This window comes from Pseudomonas sp. PAMC 25886, assembly GCF_000242655.1.
Classification (GTDB): Bacteria; Pseudomonadota; Gammaproteobacteria; order Pseudomonadales; family Pseudomonadaceae; genus Aquipseudomonas.
On record NZ_AHHC01000026.1, the window covers coordinates 1 to 21,662 of the forward strand.

General features: G+C 60.5%; 18 protein-coding genes and 1 tRNA gene. 15 read left to right on the plus strand and 4 right to left on the minus strand.

What is annotated here, in order from left to right:
• Positions 1-114: 114 nt before the first annotated feature.
• Positions 115-1,401, plus strand: a complete 1,287-nt coding sequence (locus tag MUM_RS0108485) for an OprD family porin (protein ID WP_010169002.1) — start codon at positions 115-117, stop codon at positions 1,399-1,401.
• A 72-nt stretch (positions 1,402-1,473) separates the two neighbouring features.
• Here MUM_RS0108485 and MUM_RS0108490 read toward each other — a convergent pair whose 3' ends face one another.
• On the minus strand, positions 1,474-2,247 hold the full coding sequence (locus MUM_RS0108490) for an alpha/beta fold hydrolase (RefSeq protein ID WP_010169003.1): 774 nt from the start codon (positions 2,245-2,247) through the stop codon (positions 1,474-1,476).
• 259 nt (positions 2,248-2,506) lie between these two features.
• Here MUM_RS0108490 and MUM_RS0108495 point away from each other — a divergent pair, with 259 nt between their 5' ends.
• From MUM_RS0108495 to MUM_RS0108505, 3 genes are read left to right on the plus strand one after another with little or no spacing between them, the layout of a single operon-like run.
• A complete protein-coding gene (locus MUM_RS0108495) occupies positions 2,507-2,722 on the plus strand; it encodes a tautomerase family protein (RefSeq protein ID WP_003218111.1) in 216 nt (71 codons plus the stop codon).
• Positions 2,719-3,369 (plus strand): DsbA family oxidoreductase, encoded by a 651-nt coding sequence (locus tag MUM_RS0108500; protein WP_010169008.1) that lies wholly within the window; start codon positions 2,719-2,721, stop codon positions 3,367-3,369. The genes MUM_RS0108495 and MUM_RS0108500 overlap by 4 nt, the downstream gene beginning before the upstream one ends.
• 31 nt (positions 3,370-3,400) lie before the next feature.
• Entirely contained in the window at positions 3,401-4,111 is a 711-nt protein-coding gene (locus MUM_RS0108505; RefSeq protein WP_010169011.1) for an SDR family NAD(P)-dependent oxidoreductase, read from the plus strand.
• 167 nt (positions 4,112-4,278) lie between these two features.
• Here the strand turns inward: MUM_RS0108505 and MUM_RS0108510 are convergent, their stop codons facing one another.
• Positions 4,279-4,560: a DUF3077 domain-containing protein gene (locus tag MUM_RS0108510; RefSeq protein ID WP_010169012.1), complete on the minus strand. Its 282-nt coding sequence runs from the start codon at positions 4,558-4,560 to the stop codon at positions 4,279-4,281.
• A 1,064-nt stretch (positions 4,561-5,624) separates the two neighbouring features.
• Between MUM_RS0108510 and MUM_RS01000000132435 the strand changes: the two genes are divergently transcribed.
• Together MUM_RS01000000132435 and MUM_RS1000000134035 are read left to right on the plus strand one after the other, a co-directional pair.
• Positions 5,625-5,888, plus strand: coding sequence for a hypothetical protein (locus tag MUM_RS01000000132435; RefSeq protein WP_010169014.1), 264 nt, complete (start codon positions 5,625-5,627; stop codon positions 5,886-5,888).
• Positions 5,875-6,093, plus strand: coding sequence for a hypothetical protein (locus MUM_RS1000000134035; protein ID WP_141629479.1), 219 nt, complete (start codon positions 5,875-5,877; stop codon positions 6,091-6,093). Before MUM_RS01000000132435 ends, MUM_RS1000000134035 begins: the two co-directional genes overlap by 14 nt.
• A gap of 466 nt (positions 6,094-6,559) precedes the next feature.
• On the opposite strand, the gene MUM_RS0108525 is transcribed toward MUM_RS1000000134035, so the two are convergent.
• Positions 6,560-6,635 (minus strand) — tRNA-Thr (locus MUM_RS0108525).
• Positions 6,636-6,914: 279 nt separating this feature from the next.
• On the opposite strand from MUM_RS0108525, the gene MUM_RS0108530 reads away from it, so the two are divergent.
• Positions 6,915-7,325, plus strand: coding sequence for a hypothetical protein (locus MUM_RS0108530; protein WP_010169016.1), 411 nt, complete (start codon positions 6,915-6,917; stop codon positions 7,323-7,325).
• A 138-nt stretch (positions 7,326-7,463) separates the two neighbouring features.
• On the opposite strand, the gene MUM_RS0108535 is transcribed toward MUM_RS0108530, so the two are convergent.
• Positions 7,464-7,700, minus strand: a complete 237-nt coding sequence (locus tag MUM_RS0108535) for a DUF2790 domain-containing protein (RefSeq protein ID WP_010169018.1) — start codon at positions 7,698-7,700, stop codon at positions 7,464-7,466.
• A 690-nt stretch (positions 7,701-8,390) separates the two neighbouring features.
• Between MUM_RS0108535 and bcsQ the strand changes: the two genes are divergently transcribed.
• The 8 genes from bcsQ to MUM_RS0108575 are packed head-to-tail and all read left to right on the plus strand — an operon-like array spanning position 8,391 to position 21,657.
• Complete coding sequence (gene bcsQ, locus MUM_RS0108540) at positions 8,391-9,374, plus strand: cellulose biosynthesis protein BcsQ (RefSeq protein WP_010169020.1); 984 nt, start codon at positions 8,391-8,393, stop codon at positions 9,372-9,374.
• A complete protein-coding gene (bcsA, locus tag MUM_RS0108545; RefSeq protein ID WP_010169021.1) occupies positions 9,371-11,590 on the plus strand; it encodes a UDP-forming cellulose synthase catalytic subunit in 2,220 nt (739 codons plus the stop codon). Before bcsQ ends, bcsA begins: the two co-directional genes overlap by 4 nt.
• The gene (bcsB, locus tag MUM_RS0108550; protein ID WP_010169022.1) at positions 11,587-13,845 is read left to right on the plus strand and encodes a cellulose biosynthesis cyclic di-GMP-binding regulatory protein BcsB; all 2,259 of its coding nucleotides are present in this window, start codon (positions 11,587-11,589) and stop codon (positions 13,843-13,845) included. The genes bcsA and bcsB overlap by 4 nt, the downstream gene beginning before the upstream one ends.
• Positions 13,842-15,038, plus strand: coding sequence for a cellulose synthase complex periplasmic endoglucanase BcsZ (gene bcsZ / locus MUM_RS0108555; RefSeq protein ID WP_010169023.1), 1,197 nt, complete (start codon positions 13,842-13,844; stop codon positions 15,036-15,038). The genes bcsB and bcsZ overlap by 4 nt, the downstream gene beginning before the upstream one ends.
• On the plus strand, positions 15,020-18,871 hold the full coding sequence (locus tag MUM_RS0108560) for a cellulose biosynthesis protein BcsC (RefSeq protein WP_010169024.1): 3,852 nt from the start codon (positions 15,020-15,022) through the stop codon (positions 18,869-18,871). The genes bcsZ and MUM_RS0108560 overlap by 19 nt, the downstream gene beginning before the upstream one ends.
• A 16-nt stretch (positions 18,872-18,887) precedes the next feature.
• On the plus strand, positions 18,888-19,559 hold the full coding sequence (locus tag MUM_RS0108565; protein ID WP_010169025.1) for an SGNH/GDSL hydrolase family protein: 672 nt from the start codon (positions 18,888-18,890) through the stop codon (positions 19,557-19,559).
• Entirely contained in the window at positions 19,559-20,224 is a 666-nt protein-coding gene (locus MUM_RS0108570) for an alginate O-acetyltransferase AlgF (RefSeq protein ID WP_010169027.1), read from the plus strand. The genes MUM_RS0108565 and MUM_RS0108570 overlap by 1 nt, the downstream gene beginning before the upstream one ends.
• A gap of 17 nt (positions 20,225-20,241) precedes the next feature.
• Complete coding sequence (locus MUM_RS0108575) at positions 20,242-21,657, plus strand: MBOAT family O-acyltransferase (protein ID WP_010169029.1); 1,416 nt, start codon at positions 20,242-20,244, stop codon at positions 21,655-21,657.
• The last annotated feature ends 5 nt before the right edge of the window (positions 21,658-21,662 follow it).

Consider the following 21,662-nt stretch of genomic DNA (forward strand, 5'->3'; position numbering starts at 1 on the left):
GCATATCACGTCGTCCGCGGGCCTTTTTTTATCTGGGAAAGTCGACACCAGAAAAGGCAACACGGAGCCTGGTGTCACAGCGCGTACTCAACCAGTAATAAGGAATATAAGAAAATGTTGAAACAACGGATGGGGCTGATCGCTCTGGGGATTTTGAGCGCTACGCAAGCAATGGCTGACGACCAATCCCAATCAAAGGGTTTTGTTGAAGACAGCCACCTGAACATCGCGGCGCGCAACGCGTACATCAGCCGCGACTACAAAAACGGCAAGCAAGACAAAGCCGAATGGGGCCAGGGCTTCATCGGCAAGTTCGAATCCGGCTTCACCCAAGGCACCGTCGGTGTGGGTGTGGACGTGATCGGCCAGTACGCCATTCGCCTGGATGGTGGTAAAGGTCGCAGCGGCGCTGGCGGTATCGACTTCTTCAAGCAAGGCGACAGCGGCGCAGCAGCCGATGACCTGGCCAAGGGCGGCGCAGCCGTCAAGGCACGCATCTCCAACACCGTAATCAAATACGGTCAGCAGATGCCAGCCGTGCCGGTCCTGCAGTACGACAATTCCCGTCTGTTGTCGGAAACCTACGAAGGTACTTCGATCGTTTCCAAAGAAATCGCCGGCCTGCAACTGGACGCTGGTCACTTCACCAAGGAAGCTCGCAAGAGCGCCGAGGGTTCCGACAGTGGCGCGCTGAAAAGCATCGACTACATCGGCGGTAGCTACAAATTCACCGAAAGCCTGTCGGCAGCGCTCTACGCTTCCAACATGCAGGACGTGCTGAAGAAGCAATACGTCAACGTCAACTACGTGCTGGCCCTGCCAGAGAAACAATCGTTGACCTTCGACTTCAACGGCTACAAAACCAAGCTCGACCGTAGCTTCGCCCTGGAAAACCAAGGTGACGCCGACGCTCGCGACAACAAAATCTGGAGCCTGGGCGCCACATGGGCCGTTGGCCCGCACAGCTTCACCCTGGCCCACCAGCGCAGCACCGGTGACACCGGTTACCTGTACGGCGGCTACCGCAACGCAGGCGGCATCGGCGACGGTGGTAACACCATCCTGCTGGCCAACTCCTACTGGTCTGACTTCAACGGCAAGGACGAGCGCTCCTGGCAAGCAGGCTACGGCCTGGACTTCAGCGCCTTCGGCGTGCCTGGCCTGACGTACAACATCGCCTACGTGCGCGGCACCAACATTGACGACGGTTCCAACCGCGGCAGTGGCACCGAGCGTGAGATCTTCAACCAGTTCAAATACGTGGTACAGAGCGGCCCGGCCAAAGACCTGAGCCTGCGTGCCCGTGCGTCGTGGTTGCGCGTTTCCAACAACGCCAGCAACTACAACGTGGGCGGTAACGAGATCCGTCTGTTCGCCGACTACCCAATCAACGTTTTCTAATTGATTCGGCGTCGCGCCTGATTCCAGGCATAAAAAAACCCCGACTGGTTCGGGGTTTTTTTATGCCTGCGATCAGCGCTTGCTGGCGGCTGCGATGATCACGTCTGCGACCTTTTGCGGCTGGGACAGCATCGGCACATGGCTGGTCTGCACCACAGTGGTGGTGGCATTGATTTTCTTCGCATAGGCCTGCTCCAGGCCTGGGTCGATCATGCGGTCCTTGGCGGCGACGATGTAATAGTTGGGTTTGGTTTTCCAGGCGGCGACCGTGATTTTATCGTCGAACGCCTTGCCCAGAATCGGCCCCTGGGTCACGGCAATCAGGTTGGCCTGGTCAGCAGGCAAGTCCTGGGCGAAGTTTTTCGCCACGGACGCGGCGGGCAAATACAGGTAGCCGGAAGCGTCGGCACTGATGGTCTCGATACCCGGCGGGGTTGGGTAGCCTTTCTCGGACTCGGCAGAACTCTGGCCCTCGGACGGCGCGAACGCGGCCACATAAACCAGTGCCTTGACCTTGTCGCTGGTGCCGCCCTGTGTGATCACACTGCCGGCCCACGAATGGCCCACCAGAACCACTCGCCCACTCTGGGCATCAATCACCCGCTGGGCGGCGGCCACATCATCGGCCAGGGACGTCAGCGGGTTTTGCACCGCCACCACCTTCAAGCCTTTGGCCTGCAACAACGGAATCACCTTGTTCCAACTGGAGCCATCGGCAAAGGCGCCGTGCACCAGCACCACGGTGGTGTCCGACAGCGCCGGGGTGGCGGCATAAGCCTGGCCGGTGAGCATCGCGGCGGCCATCAGTGTAGGCAGCAACAGGGTTTTGAATGTGGAGTTAAGCATGTGGGGCACGTCCGTAAGTGAGGGGTTATCGGCCAGCACTCAAGGCGTTTGCAGCCTGCCTTAAGCATGTAGGCAAGACGCCCGGGGAGGGCGGTTATTCCAGGGTGCGGTAAAAAACGCGCAGCGCCGGACGTCTCGATTGATTACATAGCATCACTAATGAAGTACTCCGCCCCACCTTTATCCACCTCAAGCAACCTCATAAATTGGCCTCACTGCCTGCCCATCATGCCGATGGGCACGTCACTGGAGCCTTGCCATGCCATTTGTCAGCGTACGTATCACCCGCGACGGCGTTACCTCGGAGCAGAAAGCCCAGGTCATTGCCGAAATCACCGAAACCCTCGAGCGCGTCCTCAACAAACGCCCCGACCTGACCCACATCGTCATCGAAGAAGTCGACACCGATAACTGGGGTTATGCCGGCATCACCACCACCCAATACCGCAAACAGCTCGCGGAAAACCCGTCATGAGCGCGCCCGTCACCATCGACTTCATCTCCGACGTGGTGTGCCCGTGGTGCGCCCTGGGCGCCACCGCCCTGGAACAAGCCATCGACAACCTGGCGGGCGAAGTGAAGGTTGAACTGACCTTCAAACCCTTCGAACTCAACCCCGACATGCCGGCCGAAGGCGAAAACGCCGTCGCCCACATGATGCGCAAATACGGGCGCAGCGCCGAGGAAGTCGCCAGCGGTAAAAGGATGCTGATGGAGCGCGGCGAGGCCATCGGCTTCACCTTCGACCTGGAAAAACGCAGCCACTTCTACAACACCTTCGACGCACATCGGTTGCTGTTTTGGGCGTTGCAGCAAGGGCGCCAGATCGAGCTGAAAAAGACGCTGTTGCGTGGGTATTTCAGCGATGGCCAGAACGTCAGCGACCACGAAACCCTGGCGCGTCTGGCCGCCGAGGCCGGGCTGGACATTGAAGGCGCACGCAAGGTGCTGGGCTCTACCGCCTACGCCAACGAAGTGCGCGAGCTTGAAGTGTTCTACCGCGAGCACGGCATCAACTCCGTGCCGGCCATGGTCCTCAACGGCCGCCAACTGGTCTCCGGGTCGCAATCAGTCAGTTACTACGAACAGATGCTGCGGGAAATGTCCGCCGCGGCTGCTTGAACCATCCCATTTTTCATATAGAGGTTTCATCATGAGCAATTCGAAAAAAGTCGTTGTGATCACCGGCGCATCCCAAGGCCTCGGCGCTGCTGCAGTGAAGGCTTACCGCGAGCTGGATTACCGTGTGGTTGCCACCTCCCGGTCGATCAAACCGTCGACCGATCCAGACATTTTGACCGTAGCGGGCGACATCGCCGACCCGGCCACCGCCGAGCGCGTCATCCGCGAAGGCGTAGCGCGGTTTGGCCGCATCGATAGCCTGATCAACAACGCCGGGATCTTCGTCGCCAAACCGTTCACCAGCTACACCCACGAAGACTACGTGAACGTGTTGGCCGTGAACCTGAACGGGTTCTTCTACATCACCCAACTGGCGATTACCGAAATGCTCAAACAGGGCGCCGGGCACATCGTCAACATCACCACCAGCCTGGTGGACCACGCGATCGACGGCGTGCCGTCGGTGCTGGCGTCGCTGACCAAAGGCGGGCTGAACTCAGCGACCAAGTCGCTGGCGATTGAATACGCCAAGCGCGGGATCCGGGTGAACGCGGTGAGCCCAGGGATTATCAAGACCCCGATGCATGGCGAAGATACGCATGCGGCGTTGGGTAGCCTGCATCCGGTGGGGCACATGGGTGAAGCGCGGGATATTGCGCAGGCAATTGTGTACCTGGAATCGGCTGGGTTTGTGACCGGGGAAATTCTGCACGTGGACGGTGGGCAGAGTGCTGGGCACTAAGCGACGCGGTTGAACGAAAAACGCCCCGGACCGTGATGGCCCGGGGCGTATTTGTGGGTGGCGGCTTCAAGCCAGGCACTCTAGAACAAACAACAACGATCAAATGTGGGAGCCGGGCTTGCCCGCGATGGCGATGGCCCAGCCAACACATCCACAACCTGACACACCTACAGATTATTGCCCGGCGACTCCAATACCTTCACCACATCATCAATGACTGCCTTGCTCATCTCTTGCAGATAGTGCGAAGCCCAGGCGTAGCGGTCCGTATCCCGAATCATTGCTGCGTCCTCTGCCAGCAGCTTGGCGACATGCAGCAAATTGGAGACGTGAGACAGCGCTTCAGGCAGGGAAACCCCGCTGTTGACGCGAAACAAAGGCTGGTCGGAATGAAATGAAAAAGGGGTAACGCCGAGGGTAGTGAGGCCAGACGGATTTGGAGCGCTCATCGGTAAAACTCCCATATCAAGTGAGAGCTACCACGTTCGTTCTCAGGCGAATGGGTGGCAGCTGTGCGCAGGCTGAGAACCGGAGATACAGGAACCCGGCAGACCCGAAGGTCTCCCACGCACAGCCGCCATTGCACGAAACTACGGGCATAAAAAAACGCCTGCAAATCGTGATTGGTGGCGCTGTTGCGCCTGCATCATGTCGGGTTCTCAGGCCCGGTCGCTGAATTGGCAGCGACGAGGGAGGGTAGCGTGGTGGTGGGGTGGGTGCAACTGGGGAAATAGTTGTTTCGTTTTGCTGCTGCCGGGTTCGGTTCTGGGGGCCTGAATATGAGTCTTTCGCGTTTTCTCAGAACGCCGAGCTTGAAGGGCAGTTTTGCCATTCCTGCAGCCAGTTCAGGACGCAAAATCATGCCGCTCGTGCAGTTATGCCGTTTTATGGATACGTCATAATTATTGGCCACCCATAATTTGGCATAAAAGTCGGAAGGTGAATTTTCGGTATGGGAAATGGACCTTTTCAAGGTTTAGAGGAAGACACTAGGAAAACCGGCGATCTGGAACGTTAGCTACATCCACCTGCGCGCAGCCTTGGTCGAGATCGGCCAGCACGCCGCTTTGAGCCTTCGCGTCCCGGAACAGCCGTATGAGCGTCGTTTTTCTACAACCTGGCTGCCGGCTATCAAGCGATGGACAGTCTGGCCCCGGTTTTCAACATCCCCGACTTTATCTGGCTACAGCAGTTCCAGGTACACCCCCTCCTGACACGTAAGTGGTGTCAGCGGGTCGAGAAACGCCTGAAAAGCCCCGGATTCATTGGGGGGCGTCACTTACAGTCACGAACTGTTCGGCGCCGGCACTGATCTGACAGTCTACTTACGGTTTAGAAATGATTCTAAGCTATTGAAATGTAAGGGATAGAGATAGATAAAAAATCTCACTTACACTTCTTACGCACTTTTGATGGGTGCACCGGAAAAAAATTCCCGTGTATAGGATACGTGACACCCATGCGTTGCTTATCCCCGTGACGCCCAGAATTAGAGGGTGGCGATGATCCGTTTATGGGCGCTTTGTTAAGTAAAGCGGGCGCGTCCGTGGGGTTCGCCTTTGGTAACGCGGTCAAGGGCCCCTTGGATAAACTGCTTAACCCGGTGTCGAAGCAGTATGAGTGGGTACCGACGGGGATGTGGACGATTACCAAGCCCGCCCCGCAAAGTCCCGTTCCCTCCATATTCGGTAATTTGGGCGATTCTGAATCGTCAGGGGCGTTCAACGGTGGCGCTGATTTCTACTTGAAGAAAAGAGACGGCAATGAAAAAAAATGAACCCTGGTGGGTCGCTGTTTATCTTCCTTGTGCCTGTGCGTTGGCCCTTGTGCTTATGTGTGCGTTCTTTCACATTGCCGGGTATTGGTTAAGTGGTGGAGATGACATTGTCGCGCTGTTAAAAGCATTTCTGCCGTTCTATCTGCAAATGGCAGGGGCAGGCTTTGTCATGGGTCTTGTTCTGTGGTTTTTTAATGTTCGTTGATTCCTTGCTCCAGGGGGCTGAGGGTGCCCCGGCCCCCTGAACCGGCCTTATTGAGCTGATCTGTCATGTTCCAGAGACTGTTGCTCCCTGACCCTTTAATAACCATGAGCGATCGAGCTATGCCGACTACTTGCTGAAAGGTGAGCCGTATTCCCCGCAGATGCTCTGGGTTCTGAACTGAGCGGTAGTTGAAGTCACGGATGACCCCTCTATCAGGAGGTGAGCTTTCAGTACGGCGGACTGTTCATCCAGCTTATGCGAGAAATGCTTATCGAAAAGGTCGCCATGCGTTTGCATCAGGCGAGCTATTTCAGGGGGGGGCGGTGGGAGTCGTTGACATAGAAGCAGCCCTCAAATTGGAGCTGAGCGCCCACGGAGGTCGCCTAGATAAGCGGCTTGTTACGTGTCTTGTTACGTTTCGCACAAAAAACAAAGGCCTGCATCGCTGCAAGCCTTTGTTTTTAAATGGTGCCGGCACCAGGAGTCGAACCCGGGACCTACTGATTACAAGTCAGTTGCTCTACCAACTGAGCTATACCGGCGTGTTAGGGCGACGATTATAGCGATTGGCAAGCTTCTGTAAACCCCTGAATTCTGACTATTTTTGCAACCGCCTGGGTTTTCTCTCCGCTACCTCGTTTCCACCACCCAAACCCTGCAAATCCCATGCGCTGGATCACTGGAAAAGGCTATCGAGTAGTGGCAGTATGCCATCCATTCCCGCCCCCTACGTGTACAAAACCAAACGAACCAGCGGCATCTATCAGAATCAATCCTGAGCGCGTTCGCGCGACGAATGTACTTATAGAAGGAAGCACCACGTGAAACGGAATCTCTCCCTGGCTCTCATCGTCCTGGCCGCCACCCTCGGTGGCTGCGCCGCCCACAAGCCGGCCAACGACCCGGCCCTCGTCGGCCAATGGAAAGGCCTGCGTGCAGAAAGCGGCAAGTGCCAGTTCCTGTCCTGGAACAACAACCTCAAGCCCGACGGCCGCTTCACCATCACTTTTTTCCGTGATGCGCAGCAAACCCAACCGATTCAAACCGAGAACGGCACCTGGTCTGCGGCCAATGGCAAGAATGAGTTGAGGACGGATGGCGTGCGTACGCCGGATATCTACACCTACAAGATGGTCGACACCGACACGGTGCATTACGTGAGTGTGGCGGCGGACCCGACTGGCGATTGCCAGGAGGATTATGAGTTCACCGAGCACCGTATTCGTGGTTAACGCGATTTAGCTTCAGATGAGATTTTGTGGCGAGGGAGCTTGCTCCCGCTGGGCTGCGCAGCAGGCCCAAAACAGTGGGAGCGCTGCGCACTCCAGCGGGAGCAAGCTCCCTCACCACAGGTTTTGCTGTTCACCGTGTTAGCTGCCTTCATTGCACGAATCCGCAAGTTTCATGTACTCAAACACGCGCTTCTGGCCATGGGAATCCAGGTAGGTCATCCGCGCATTCACCACGCCGCACGCCGCGCCACCATCGTCCACGGTCGACAGCACTTGCTGAATATCCAGCTTGGGGCTGGCCTCGGCATGGGCGGAAAAGGCGGCAATGTTGAGCAAGGCAAACAGGCTGCTGGCGATGAAGGTGTTGCGGTTCATGGTGGTGTCCTCTGGGGTTCAATAGGTAGGTTGTTTCGTTGGAGCCTATTGAGCGCCCGGGAGGTATCCGGCCTGTGTCGTGCACCCCGGCGTTTTGCCTCGGCATGTATTGAGGGGGGAATTGCATACAACTTGATACATAAACACAGCCATTAGAGGGATTAGTCGGTCGGGGCTTTTACTTAGATGTTTTCGGCATAACGGCCATCGCTTTTCCCTTGAATACGGCGAGTCTTTCCGTATTCTGTTTCGAAATATTAAGCGTCAGATTAATAGCGGAATCGTTTAACTCCTTTGACGGAGCGCTGACGGTCAATTACTTAGTTGTAATTTGATTCTTCAGCAAAACCATTTTTCCTGACCAGGTAGACAAAAATAAGCAGGTAAAGCACTGCAAGCACCTGATCTAAATGGCAATGACGAAAAATCCAAAAATAAGTCAAAAAAACGACACAACGCCACTCGTCGGAAAGAATTAATCCAAAAGCATCAAAATACTGACACCATCAATCTGATATCACAGAATGCCGCCTGCCAACACATAACTAGAAATACCAAGGTCAGCCTTATGCGCTGACCTTTTTATCGCCTTTAAAGCGTATTAATCGGGGAGGGCCGTGGGTGAGTCGTGCAGATGATATTTCCAAACTATTCAATAAGCTGGGCGCTAATCCAAATGGCTACCGGGAGTTGCAGGCCGTCCACGATTATCTTGAGGACGACGTGGTAGTAGAGCGTTTCGACGCCTTGCCCATCGCCGTCAAGGCAGCGTCCCCGGTTGTGCTGGATGAGCCACCGTCGGCGCCGTTGCTGCGCTTGCTTGAAGAGCTGACCCAGGGCGAAGCCGATCACCTGCAGCCGCCCGAAGTGGTGGAAGGGCCGACCGGTGAGGTGTACTCGGAGCAGTCCTCGCCCAAGGTGATTGTGGTGGTCTCGCTCAAAGGTGGTGTCGGTCGCAGCACGCTGACCGCCGCTATCGCCAGCGGCTTGCAGCGTCAGGGTCGCCCGGCCCTGGCGCTTGACCTGGACCCGCAAAACGCCCTGCGTCATCACTTATGCCTGGGCCTGAATGTGCCTGGCATCGGCGCGGCGAGCTTGAACAATGAGTCCTGGGAAGGCCTGGCTGAGCGCGGCTTTGCCGGTTGCCGGCTGGTGGCGTTCGGCGAGACCAACAACGAGCAGCAGCAAAACCTCAATCGCTGGCTGGGCGAGGAAGCCCAGTGGCTGCCCAAGCACCTGGCCGGCCTGCGCCTGAACGGCCAGGACACGCTGGTCATCGACGTGCCGGCCGGCAACACGGTGTACCTGCATCAGGCCATGGCTTTGGCCGATCTGGTGTTGGTGGCGGTGCAGGCGGATGTTTCTTCGTTCAGTACCCTGGCCCAGATGGACAGCGTGCTGGCGCCGTACCTTGAGCGCGAAAAACCGCCACAGCGTTACTACGTGATCAACCAACTCGACGGCGCCCACCGCTTCAGCCTGGATATGGCCGAAGTGTTCAAGGCTCGCCTGGGCGATGCACTGCTCGGCACGGTCCACCGTGACCCGGCGTTCAGCGAAGCCCAGGCCTACGGCCGCGATCCCCTCGACCCTACCGTCAACAGTCTCGGCTGCCAGGACATTCATGCCCTGTGCCGCACGCTGCTCGAACGCATCGATTCGGACCTTCCATGACCGACACTACGTCCTCTACGCCCCACATCCCGGGGCGCACTGAACAGCGCCTGGACGCCGCGATTTCGCGTTTCAATCGCTGGCCCGATGCGCTGCGCAAAGTGCTGGTGGTGATCAGTTGCGTGGTCGGCACCTTGCTGTTGGTGAGCATCGTCAGCGCCCCGCTGGACCTCTACAGCCAATGCCTGTTTGCCGCCGTGTGCTTCCTCGCGGTGCTGGTGCTGCGCAAGATTCCCGGGCGCATGGCGATCCTCGCGCTGGTGGTGTTGTCGCTGGTGGCGTCGCTGCGCTACATGTACTGGCGGCTGACTTCCACCCTCGGGTTTGAAACCGGGCTCGACATGCTCTTCGGCTACGGCCTGGTGCTCGCCGAGCTGTACGCGCTGGTGGTGCTGATCTTCGGCTACGTGCAAACCGCCTGGCCGCTGCGCCGCGAGCCGGTGTGGCTGAAGACCGAACCGTCGGAGTGGCCCACCGTCGACGTGTTCATCCCGACCTATAACGAGGCGTTGAGCATCGTCAAACTGACCATCTTCGCCGCCCAGGCGATGGACTGGCCCAAGGACAAGCTGCGCGTCCACGTACTCGACGATGGCCGTCGCGACGACTTCCGCGAGTTCTGCCGCAAGATCGGCGTGAACTACATCCGTCGCGACAACAACTTTCACGCCAAGGCCGGCAACCTCAATGAAGCGTTGAAGGTCACCGACGGCGAATACATCGCGCTGTTCGACGCCGACCATGTGCCCACCCGTTCGTTTTTGCAGGTCAGCCTCGGCTGGTTCCTCAAGGACCCCAAGCTGGCGATGCTGCAAACGCCGCACTTCTTCTTTTCGCCCGACCCGTTTGAAAAGAACCTCGACACTTTCCGCGCCGTGCCCAACGAGGGCGAGCTGTTCTACGGCCTGGTGCAGGACGGCAACGACCTGTGGAACGCGACGTTCTTCTGCGGCTCATGTGCGGTGATCCGCCGTAAGCCGCTGCTGGAAATCGGCGGCGTGGCCGTCGAGACCGTGACCGAAGACGCCCACACCGCGCTCAAGCTCAACCGCCTGGGCTACAACACCGCTTACCTGGCAATCCCGCAAGCAGCGGGCCTGGCCACTGAAAGCCTGTCGCGCCACATCAACCAGCGCATTCGCTGGGCGCGGGGCATGGCGCAGATTTTCCGCACCGACAACCCGCTGCTGGGCAAGGGCCTGAAGTGGGGCCAGCGCATCTGCTACGCCAACGCCATGCTGCACTTCTTCTATGGCTTGCCGCGGCTGGTGTTCCTGACCGCGCCGCTGGCCTACCTGATTTTCGGCGCGCAGATTTTCCACGCCTCGGCGCTGATGATCGTCGCCTACGTGTTGCCCCACCTCGTGCATTCGAGCCTGACCAACTCGCGGATCCAGGGGCGCTTCCGCCACTCGTTCTGGAACGAGGTCTACGAGACCGTACTGGCCTGGTACATCCTGCCGCCGGTATTGGTCGCGCTGGTCAACCCGAAGGCCGGTGGCTTCAACGTCACTGACAAGGGCGGGATCATCGACAAGCAATTCTTCGACTGGAAACTCGCCCGGCCGTACCTCGTGCTGCTGGCGGTGAACCTGGTCGGGCTGTGCTTCGGGCTCTATCAATTGATCTGGGGCGATGAGTCCACCGCGGTCACCGTGGCGATCAACCTGACCTGGACCCTCTACAACCTGATCATCACCAGTGCTGCAGTGGCGGTGGCTTCCGAAGCACGACAAGTGCGTTCCGAGCCGCGGGTCAGCGCGAAATTGCCGGTCAGCGTGATCTGCGCCGACGGCCGTGTGCTCAAGGGCACCACCCAGGATTTCTCGCAGAACGGCTTCGGCCTGATCCTCGCCGACGGGCACCAGATTGCCCAGGGCGAACCGGTGCAGTTGGTGCTGTCGCGCAATGGCCAGGACAGCCTGTTCCAGGCGCGGGTGGTGTTCAGCAAGGGTGCGCAAATTGGCGCGCAATTCGATGCACTGTCCCTGCGCCAGCAAAGCGAACTGGTCCGCCTGACGTTTTCCCGTGCCGACACCTGGGCCGCCAGTTGGGGCGCCGGCCAGCCCGATACACCGTTGTCTGCCCTGCGTGAAGTCGGTGCCATCGGCATCGGCGGCCTGTTTACCCTGGGCCGCGCCACGCTGCATGAATTGCGTCTGGCCTTGCGCCGCACTCCCTCACAACCGCTCGATACGCTGATGGACAAGCCATGACTTCCACACTATTTGCCCGCCCGCAGTCGCGCGGTGTGCTCGCGCTGATGATCGCTTCGCTGCTGGGCCTGGGCTCGCAAGCGCAGGCCGCTGCACCCGCCGTTGCGGTGCAGAGCACTGATGACGGCTACAGCCTGACCCTCAAGCAGTTGGGCCGCCGCGACACCATGAACCTGCAAGGCGTGGAAGCGTCCGACAGCGTCAACTTCGACATCCGTGCCGATGAAGTGGTGAAGGGCGCGCAACTGCTGCTCAAGTACAGCTACTCGCCGGCACTGCTGGCGGACCTGTCGCAGATCAACGTGCTGGTCAACGACGAAGTCGCCGCCAGCCTGCCGCTGCCTAAAGAAGGCGCGGGCGTCCAGCAGGAAAAGCTGGTGCAGATTCCGGCGCACCTGATCACCGAATTCAACCGCTTGAGCCTGCAGTTCATCGGCCACTACACCATGTCCTGTGAAGACCCGCTGCACAGCAGCCTGTGGGCCAAGATCAGCAACAGCAGTGAGCTGAAAGTGCAGGTGCAGCCGATCGTTTTGAAAGACGATCTGTCGGTGCTGCCGCTGCCGTTCTTCGACAAACGTGATGCCCGCCAGGTCAGCCTGCCGTTCGTATTTGCCACCGCGCCGGACAACGCCGCATTGGAAGCCGCCGGTGCACTGTCGTCGTGGGTTGGCGGCATGGCCAGCTACCGTGGTGCGACGTTCCCGACCACTCTCGGGGAGATCCCGGCCAAGGGCAACGCGATTGTGCTGGTGCAAAGCACCCAGGCCGTCGACGTGCACGGTGTGGCGGTTCCCGAACCTAAAGGGCCGACCCTGACCCTGATCGCCAACCCCAACGACCCGAATGGCAAGCTGCTGATCGTCTCCGGCCGTGACGGCGCCGAACTCAAGCGCGCCGCCACCGCCGTGGTGCTGGGCAACCCGGTGTTGACCGGCAACAGCGTGGTCATCACCAAGCTCGACACCCTGGCCCCCCGCACGCCGTACGACGCGCCGAACTGGTTGCCCAGTAATCGCCCGGTACGCCTTGGCGAGCTGGTAGAGCTGAAAAAGCTCAACGTCTCCGGCTACAACCCGGGCCCGATCAGCGTCGACCTGCGCCTGCCGCCCGACCTGTTCAACTGGCGTGAAGAGGGCGTGCCGCTCAACGTCAAATACCGCTACACGCCACAGCAGGTGTCCACCAACTCGTCCTTGCTGATTGGCCTGAATGACCAGTTCATGAAGTCTGTCGCGTTGCCGTCGGTGACCCACCTGGGCGGCGGGCAGAGCCTGCTGGACCAGCTGAAGAAAGACGAAACCCTGCCCCGAGAGGTGACGACCCTGTTGCCGATCAGCTCGGCTTCGCCCAAGTCCAAGCTGCAACTGCGCTTCATGTACGACTACATCAAGGAAGGCGAATGCCGGGACATCATCGTCGACAACATGCGCGGCGCGATTGACCCGGACTCGAGCCTGGACCTGAGCAGCTACCAGCACTTTATTGCCATGCCGAACCTCGGCGTGTTCAACGATTCGGGCTTCCCGTTCACCCGCCTGGCTGACCTTTCGGAGTCGGCGGTGGTGATGCCGGACAACGTCGGCACCGATGAGCTGAGCGCTTACCTGACCGTGATGGGCCGCTTCGGCGAGTCCACCGGCTACCCGGCCACCGCTGTCAAAGTGGTACAGGCCAAGGACGTGCAAAGCGTTGCCGACAAAGACTTGCTGGTGCTCGCCACCGGCGGCAACCAGCCGCTGTTGCAGCAATGGCAGCAGTACCTTCCGGCCACCAGTGACGGCCCGCAGCATCACTTCCTGCTGTCTGATCTGCCACGTTATGTGCGCAGCTGGATCAGCCCGGACGCCGCCGCCAACCAGCATCCGGCCAACGCCGGCATCACCTTCAGCGGCTTGAGCAACAGCACCTGGTTCGCCGGTTTCCAATCGCCGCTCAAGGCCGGGCGCAGTGTGGTGCTGATCGCCAGCAACCAGCCTCAGGGCCTGCTTGAAGCGACCTCGGCGCTGATTGGCGGTGACGACTACAAAGACTCGATCCAGGGCAGCCTGGCGGTGGTGCAGGGCACGCAGATCAGCTCACTGGTCGCTGACCAGCAGTACTACGTCGGCAACCTGAACTACTTCAAATTCATGCAGTGGCAGCTGTCCCAGAACCTGGGCTGGATGTTGGCGATTACCTTCCTCGGCTTGTTGGTACTGACCTGCCTGATCTACCTGGCACTGCGTGCCCGTGCTAAACGGCGGTTGGCATGAGCCCGTTGCGTAGCGCGATTTTGACGGTGATCGGTGCGGCAATGTTTGCCGGTGCCGCCCAGGCGCAGACCTGTGACTGGCCGCTGTGGCAGAACTACGCCAAGCGTTTTATCCAGGACGACGGCCGGGTGTTGAACTCGTCCATGAAGCCGACGGAAAGCAGCTCGGAAGGGCAGTCGTACGCGATGTTCTTTGCCTTGGTCGGCAACGACCGGGCGACCTTCGACAAGCTCTGGACCTGGACCAAGGCCAACATGGCGGGCGCCGACATTGGCCAGAACCTGCCGGCCTGGTTGTGGGGCAAGCGCGACGACGGAAAGTGGGGCGCGATCGACACCAACTCCGCCAGCGATGCGGACTTGTGGATGGCTTACGCCTTGCTCGAAGCGGCGCGTGTGTGGAATGCACCGCAGTACCGCAGCGACGCCCAGCTGGTGCTGGCCAACGTTGAGCGCAACCTGATCGTGCGCGTGCCGGGCCTGGGCAAGATGCTGTTGCCGGGGCCGGTGGGTTATGCGCACCCCGGTGGCCTGTGGCGCTTCAACCCGAGCTATCAAGTGCTGCCGCAACTGCGCCGGTTTGCAAAAGAACGCCCGAACGCCGGCTGGAACGAAGTGGCCGAGAGCAACGCGAAGATGCTCGCCGACCTGCCGAGCAACCCCCACGGCCTGGCGGCCAACTGGGTCGGCTATCGCGCCACCAGCGCGAACACCGGGCTGTTTATCGTCGATCCGTTTTCCGATGACCTGGGCAGCTACGACGCAATCCGCACGTACCTCTGGGCCGGCATGACCGCCAAGAGCGACCCGCTGGCCGCGCCGATGCTCAAGGCGTTGGGCGGGATTTCCCGGGCGACCGCTTCGTCGGTCACCGGTTTGCCGCCGGAGAAAGTCCACGTGTTGACCGGTGAAGTCGAGAAAAACAACGGCTACACGCCGACGGGTTTCTCGGCCTCCACCATCGCCTTCTTCCAGGCCCGGGGCGAAACCGCCCTGGCGCAACTGCAAAAACAGAAGGTCGACGACGCCCTCGCCAAGGCCCTTGCCCCATCGGCGGCGGACAGTGCGCAGCCGATTTACTACGACTACATGCTCAGCCTGTTCGGCCAGGGCTTCGCTGATCAAAAGTACCGTTTCGAACAAGACGGCACGGTGAAATTATCCTGGGAGTCAGCATGCGCCGTCACACGCTAGCCGTTGCGATTCTGGCCGCCCTGGCTTCTACCGCCAGCTTTGCCGAAACCACTGACCCGCAAAGCCTGCTGATCGAGCAGGGCTATTACTGGCAGTCGAAAAAGAACCCGGAACGCGCCCTCGAAACCTGGCAGAAGCTGCTGCGCCTGAGCCCCGAGCAACCGGATGCGCTGTACGGCATCGGCCTGATTTCGGTGCAGCAACAGCGCCCGGCTGAAGCGCAAAAGTACCTGGCCCGCCTGCAGGCGTTGAGCCCGGTTCCGCGCCAGGCCCTGCTGCTGGAGCAGGACATCACCCTGAATATTCCGGCCAACGCCAAGTTGCTGGAGCAGGCGCGCGAACTGGGCGAGCCTGACGAGGAGCGCGAACAAGCCGTTGCGCTGTATCGCCAGATCTTCCAGGGGCGCCAGCCTCAGGGCCTGGTCGCCCGCGAGTATTACAACACCCTGGGTTTCACCCCCAAGGGCACGAATGAAGCCATCGCCGGCTTGCAGCGCTTGTCCCGCGAGCGGCCGAATGACCCGATTGTGGCGCTGTTTCTGGCCAAGCATCTGGCGCGCAACCCGGCCACCCGTGCCGAGGGCATTCGCGCGCTGGCCAAGCTGGCGCCGAACAACGACGTGGGCGGCAATGCCGATGAAACCTGGCGCTTTGCGCTGATCTGGCTCGGCCCGCCGAAGAGCGACCAGGTGCCGTTGTTCCAGCAGTTCCTTGCGGCGCACCCGGACGACACCGAGATCCGCGCTCTGATGAACAAGGGCATCGCCCAAGGCAAGAGCGGTGCCGGTTGGCAGCGTGATCCGCAGATGACCAAGGCGTTCAAGGCGCTCGATGACGGCGACCTGAAAACCGCCGAACCGCTGCTGGCTGCGCGCCTCAATGAAAAATCCAACGACGTCGATGCCCTCGGCGGCATGGGCGTGCTGCGTCAACAGCAGCAACGCTTCACCGAGGCCGAAAGCTACCTGGTGCAGGCCACCCGTTTACCGGGTGGCGCGGCGTGGCAGTCGGCGCTCAATGATGTGCGTTACTGGAACCTGCTCAACCAGGCCCGTGACGCGCAGCGTGGTGGCCGCAGCAGCCAGGCCCGTGACCTGGTGGCCCAGGCCGAACGCCTGAACCCTGGCCAGCCCGGCGCTGCTGTGGCGCTGGCGGGTTTCCAGGCTCAGGACAATCAGTTCGACGCCGCCGAAGCCGGCTACCGCAAAGTGCTGGCGCGTCATCCGGGCGACCCGGATGCGCTGAGCGGTTTGATCAACGTGCTGTCCCAATCCGGGCAGCCGGAAGAAGCCTTGAAGCTGATCGATTCGGTCTCGCCCGCCGAGCGCGCCAAGTTTGCGCCGAGCGTGAAAATCACCGCGTTGCGCGCCACCCAGGTCGGCAAGCTGGCCGAGCAACGGGGCGATTTGAAAGCCGCGCAAGCCGCCTACAAACAAGCCCTTGATGCCGACCCGGAAAACCCGTGGACGCGCTTCGCCCTGGCCCGCATTTACCTGCGCGACGGCCAGATTCGCAACGCCCGTGCCTTGATCGACGGTTTGCTGGCCAAGCAACCGAACCAGCCGGACGCGCTGTACACCAGCACGTTGTTGTCGGCCGAGTTGGGCGAATGGAAGAAAGCCGAAGAGACCCTGGCGCGCATCCCGGCCGGGCAACGCACTGCGGACATGAACGAGCTGGGCATCGATATCGCCCTGCACAAGCAGACCGACATTGCCATCGAAACCGCCCGCCGTGGTCAACGCCCTGAAGCCCTCGCGCTGCTGGGCCGCAGTGAAGCCATGACCCGCCAGAAGCCCGAGCGCCTGGCGATTCTGGCTGCCGCTTATGTGGAAGTCGGAGCGACGCAGCAGGGCCTGGACATCATGCAGAAGGTTCTGGATAACAATCCGAACCCGACCATCGACCAGAAGCTGCTGTACGCCAACGTGCTGCTCAAGGCCAACCACTACACCGAGGCCGGCGACATCCTGCGTGAAGTGCAGGGCCAGCCGTTGAGTGAAACCGGCCGCCAGCGTTACGACGATTTGATCTACCTGTACCGGGTCAAACAGGCCGATGCCTTGCGCGAGAAAAACGACCTGGTCGCGGCCTACGACATGCTGTCGCCAGCCCTGGCCCAGCGTCCCAACGATGCGATGGCGGTCGGTGCATTGGCGCGGATGTACGCAGCCAGTGGCAACAGCAAAAAGGCCATGGAGCTTTACGCGCCGCTGATCCAGCAGAACCCGAACAACGCCCGCCTGCAATTGGGCCTGGCGGACATCGCGCTGCAAGGCCGTGACCGTGGCCTGGCGGAAAGCGCCAGTGAAAAGGCGCTGTCCCTGGAGCCGGGTAACCCCGAGATCCTCACCTCGGCGGCGCGCATCTATCAAGGCCTGGGCAAAAACAACGAAGCCGCTGCGTTGCTGCGCAAGGCGCTGGCGATTGAGAACAGTCAGAAGAGCCAGACGCAACTGGCCCAGGCCGGTTCCCAGGGCGTGCCTTACAACCCCTTCGTCGGCCTGCCGGGCCAGCGTCGTCAGGTCACTGACCTGACCGTCGCCGGTCCGATACCGCCGCCAATTGATGCACCGACGAATGTCGTGCCGGAAAACGCCTTGGCCGCCTCCGGGCGTCCGGCGTCGAACAACTGGAATGAGCCGTTCGAGCCACCGTCGAAAATTGCCTCCCTCGACACTGCCAACCTGAGCCCGGCGCGTCGTGCGCTGGATACGATCCTGCGGGATCGCACGGGTTATGTGGTGCAGGGTTTGAGCGTTCGCAGCAACAACGGTGAGAGCGGGCTGAGCAAAATCACTGACGTTGAGGCGCCGTTCGAGGTGCGGATTCCAGTGGGTGACCTCAACGTTGCCGCGCGTGTGACCCCGGTGCACTTGAGTTCCGGCAGTGTGAAAAGCGACTCCGCCACCCGGTTTGGCGGTGGCACCACCAACCCGGCGGGCTCGCAGAGCGACACGGGTGTCGGTTTCGCCGTTGCCGTGGAGAACCCGGATGAAGGTCTCAAGGCCGATATCGGCGTCAGCCCGCTGGGCTTCCTGTACGACACCATCATCGGTGGCGCCAGCGTGTCGCGGCCGTTTTCACAAGGCTCCAACTTCCGTTACGGCGTCAACGTTTCGCGGCGCCCGGTCACCGACAGCGTGACGTCCTTTGCCGGTTCCGAAGACAAGCGCACCGGCGAAAAATGGGGTGGCGTGACCGCCAACGGCGGGCGTGGCGACCTGAGCTACGACAACCAGAAACTCGGTGTGTATGGTTACGCCTCGTTGCATGAGATGTTGGGTAACAACGTCGAAGATAACACCCGCCTGGAACTGGGCAGTGGCATCTACTGGTACCTGCGCAATACGCCGACCGACACCCTGACCCTTGGTCTCAGCGGTTCGTACATGCGCTTCAAGGAGAATCAGGGTTACTACACCTATGGCCAGGGCGGTTACTTCAGCCCGCAGGGCTTCTACTCCCTGGGTGTGCCGGTGCGTTGGGCGCAGAGCTTTGATCGCTTCAGCTACCAGATAAAAAGTTCGGTGGGCCTCCAGCGTATCGAGCAAGATGCAGTCGATTATTTCCCGGGGCATGACCAGCTCCAACGTGCCCGGGGCAATCCGAACTATGCCCAAGATACAAAAACCGGCATCGGCTACAGCTTCAACGCCGCCGCCGAATACCGCCTCAGCTCGCGCTTTTACCTGGGTGGCGAAGTCGGTCTCGACAACGCCCAGGACTATCGCCAGTACGTCGGCAACGCCTACCTGCGCTACCTGTTTGAAGACCTGAGCGGGCCTATGCCCTTGCCGGTCAGTCCGTACCGTTCCCCTTATTCGAATTGATTGATAGGAGTCATCCATGCCTGTTTCCGCTTCTGCTATTGCCGGCCTGACCCTGCTGGTATTGGGCGAAAGTCACATGAGCTTTCCTGATTCGCTGCTCAACCCGCTGCAGGACAACCTGACCGCCCAGGGCGCCAAGGTTCACTCCATCGGCGCATGCGGTGCCGGCGCGGCCGACTGGATCGTGCCGAAGAAAGTCGAGTGCGGCGCAGAGCGCCTGCCCGGCGGCAAGGCCGAGATTTTCGGCAAGAACGGCATGAGCACCACGCCGATCAAAGACCTGATCGCCAAGGACAAACCGGACCTGGTGGTGATCATCATCGCCGACACCATGGCCTCGTACCCGGAGCCGCAGTTTCCGAAAGTCTGGGCCTGGAAAAGCGTGACCTCCCTGACCAAAGCCATCACCGAAACCGGCACCAAGTGCGTGTGGGTCGGGCCGGCGTGGGGCAAGGTCGGTTCGCAGTACAAGAAGGATGACGCGCGCACCAAGGTGATGTCGCAGTTCCTCGCCACCAACGTGGCGCCGTGCACCTACGTCGACTCGCTGACCTTCTCCAAACCGGGCCAGTGGATCACCACCGACGGCCAGCACTTCACCATCGACGGCTACCAGAAGTGGGCCAAGGCGATCGGCGAGTCCCTGGCGAAGTTGCCACCGGCCGCTGTGACCAAGGGAGCGCAATAATGAAACGGACCACCCTGGGCCTGGTGACCTTGCTCGCCAGCGTCAGCGCCTACAGCGCCGATATCCCGTTGTACCCCACCGGCCCGGAGAAGGATTCGGCATTCCTGCGCCTGGCCAACGGCACCGACGGCGAGCTGAAATTGCTGCCCCAGGGTTCCAAGGCGAGCCTGGTATTGGGCGGCGACAAACTCGTTTCCGACTACCTGCCGGTGTCGGGCGGCAAGACCCCGATCAAGGGCGTGTTGAGCCAGGGCGGCAAGGATTCCGAGCTGGCCGTGACCGTCGCACCGGGCGAATTCGCCACCGTGGTCGCCGTACCGGATGCCAAGGGCGGCACGCGCCAGTTGGTGATCCACGAACAACCGGACGACTTCAACGCCTTGAAGGCCTCGCTGGCCTTTATCAACGCTGACGCTGCCTGCGCTGACGCAAGCCTGGAAGCCGTGGCGCAAAAAGCCGAGCTGTTCAAGAAGGTCGCCGAAGGTTCGATTTCGCGCCGCATGATCAACCCGGTGGAACTGTCGGTGCAGCTCAAGTGCGCCAATGCACCGGTCGGCCAACCGCTGACCTTCACCCTCAAGGCCGGCGAGCGCTACAGCGTGCTGGCCTTGCCATCGGCTGCCGGTTCGAGGTTGCTGTTTACCTCCGACACGCTCGCTAACTGATCGGGCCCGACACCACCATGGTCTTTGCCTCACTGGAATTCCTCACGCTGTTCCTGCCGGCCTTCCTGTTGATTTATGCGCTGGCCCGTCCGGGCTGGCGCAACGTCATCCTGTTGATCGGCAGCTGGCTGTTCTACGGCTGGCTGAGCCCGCTGTTCCTGTTCCTGCACATGGTGTTGACCGTGGTGGCGTGGGTCGGCGGCTTGCTGGTGGACCGTTCCCGTGAAGACGGCAAGGGCCGGGTGCGGTTGTTGATCGCGTTGATCGTGTTCAACACCGCCGTGCTGTGTTGGTACAAGTACGCCAACATCGTCGCGGGCACCGTGAGTGAGGTGATCACCTGGTACGGCGCCATGCCGCTGGAGTGGCAGCGCGTGGCGTTGCCGGCGGGGTTGTCGTTTATCGTGTTGCAGGCGATCTCTTACCTGGTGGACGTGCATCGGCATACCGTGCCGGTGGAGCGCAGCTTCATCAATTACGCCACCTATATCTCGATGTTCGGCCACTCGATTGCCGGTCCGATCATTCGTTATGACTGGGTGCGGCGCGAGCTGAACCAGCGCTATTTCAACTGGCCGAATTTCAGCCTCGGCGCCCGGCGCTTCATGATCGGCATGGGCATGAAAGTGCTGGTGGCCGACACCTTGTCGCCGCTGGTGGACATCGCCTTCCACCTGGAAAACCCGAGCCTGGTGGATGCCTGGATCGGTTGCCTCGCGTACTCGCTGCAACTGTTTTTCGACTTCGCCGGCTACAGCGCCATGGCCATCGGCCTGGGCTTGATGCTGGGCTTTCACTTCCCGGAAAACTTCAACCGGCCGTACCTGGCCAGCAGCATCCAGGACTTCTGGCGGCGTTGGCATTTGTCATTGTCCAGCTGGCTGCGGGACTACCTGTACATCGCCCTCGGCGGTAATCGCGACGGCGTGTGGCGCACCTATCGCAACCTGTTCCTGACCATGGCGATTGCCGGGTTGTGGCACGGCGGTGACAGCTGGAACTACCTGTTGTGGGGTTCGGCCCACGGTATCGCGTTGTGCATCGACCGGGCGTGGTCGCGTTCGAGCCTGCCGAGCATTCCGCCGGTGCTGTCGCACATCTTGACGCTGCTGTTTGTGTGCCTGGCCTGGACGCTATTCCGCGCGCCGGACTTCCATTCGGCACTGGCCATGTACGCCGGGCAATTCGGCATGCACGGCATTGCACTGGGTGATGCGTTGGCGGTGGCTATGCGCCCTGCCCATGGCATGGCCGCGTTGCTCGGTCTGGTGTGCATCATCGCGCCGATCTGGCAGACCCGCTGCGAGCAGCGTTTTGGTACGCAGCCCTGGTTTGTGGTGGCCGCGTCCCTGTGGCCGGTGGCCGGGTTTGTGTTGTCGTTCGCGCTGATTGCCAGCCGCGATGCCGTACCGTTTCTGTACTTTCAGTTCTAAGGAAG

Excerpts from the sequence above, each read along its gene's own strand:
- MUM_RS0108495 (WP_003218111.1), top strand. The coding sequence starts at position 2,507 with ATGCCATTTGTCAGCGTACGTATCACCCGCGACGGCGTTACCTCGGAG.
- bcsB (WP_010169022.1), top strand. The coding sequence starts at position 11,587 with ATGACTTCCACACTATTTGCCCGCCCGCAGTCGCGCGGTGTGCTCGCG.
- MUM_RS0108560 (WP_010169024.1), top strand. The coding sequence starts at position 15,020 with ATGCGCCGTCACACGCTAGCCGTTGCGATTCTGGCCGCCCTGGCTTCT.
- MUM_RS0108565 (WP_010169025.1), top strand. The coding sequence starts at position 18,888 with ATGCCTGTTTCCGCTTCTGCTATTGCCGGCCTGACCCTGCTGGTATTG.
- bcsZ (WP_010169023.1), top strand. The coding sequence starts at position 13,842 with ATGAGCCCGTTGCGTAGCGCGATTTTGACGGTGATCGGTGCGGCAATG.
- MUM_RS0108490 (WP_010169003.1), bottom strand. The coding sequence starts at position 2,247 with ATGCTTAACTCCACATTCAAAACCCTGTTGCTGCCTACACTGATGGCC.
- MUM_RS0108510 (WP_010169012.1), bottom strand. The coding sequence starts at position 4,560 with ATGAGCGCTCCAAATCCGTCTGGCCTCACTACCCTCGGCGTTACCCCT.
- MUM_RS0108485 (WP_010169002.1), top strand. The coding sequence starts at position 115 with ATGTTGAAACAACGGATGGGGCTGATCGCTCTGGGGATTTTGAGCGCT.
- MUM_RS0108575 (WP_010169029.1), top strand. The coding sequence starts at position 20,242 with ATGGTCTTTGCCTCACTGGAATTCCTCACGCTGTTCCTGCCGGCCTTC.
- MUM_RS0108535 (WP_010169018.1), bottom strand. The coding sequence starts at position 7,700 with ATGAACCGCAACACCTTCATCGCCAGCAGCCTGTTTGCCTTGCTCAAC.
- MUM_RS1000000134035 (WP_141629479.1), top strand. The coding sequence starts at position 5,875 with ATGAAAAAAAATGAACCCTGGTGGGTCGCTGTTTATCTTCCTTGTGCC.
- MUM_RS0108505 (WP_010169011.1), top strand. The coding sequence starts at position 3,401 with ATGAGCAATTCGAAAAAAGTCGTTGTGATCACCGGCGCATCCCAAGGC.
- bcsA (WP_010169021.1), top strand. The coding sequence starts at position 9,371 with ATGACCGACACTACGTCCTCTACGCCCCACATCCCGGGGCGCACTGAA.
- MUM_RS01000000132435 (WP_010169014.1), top strand. The coding sequence starts at position 5,625 with ATGGGCGCTTTGTTAAGTAAAGCGGGCGCGTCCGTGGGGTTCGCCTTT.
- MUM_RS0108570 (WP_010169027.1), top strand. The coding sequence starts at position 19,559 with ATGAAACGGACCACCCTGGGCCTGGTGACCTTGCTCGCCAGCGTCAGC.
- MUM_RS0108500 (WP_010169008.1), top strand. The coding sequence starts at position 2,719 with ATGAGCGCGCCCGTCACCATCGACTTCATCTCCGACGTGGTGTGCCCG.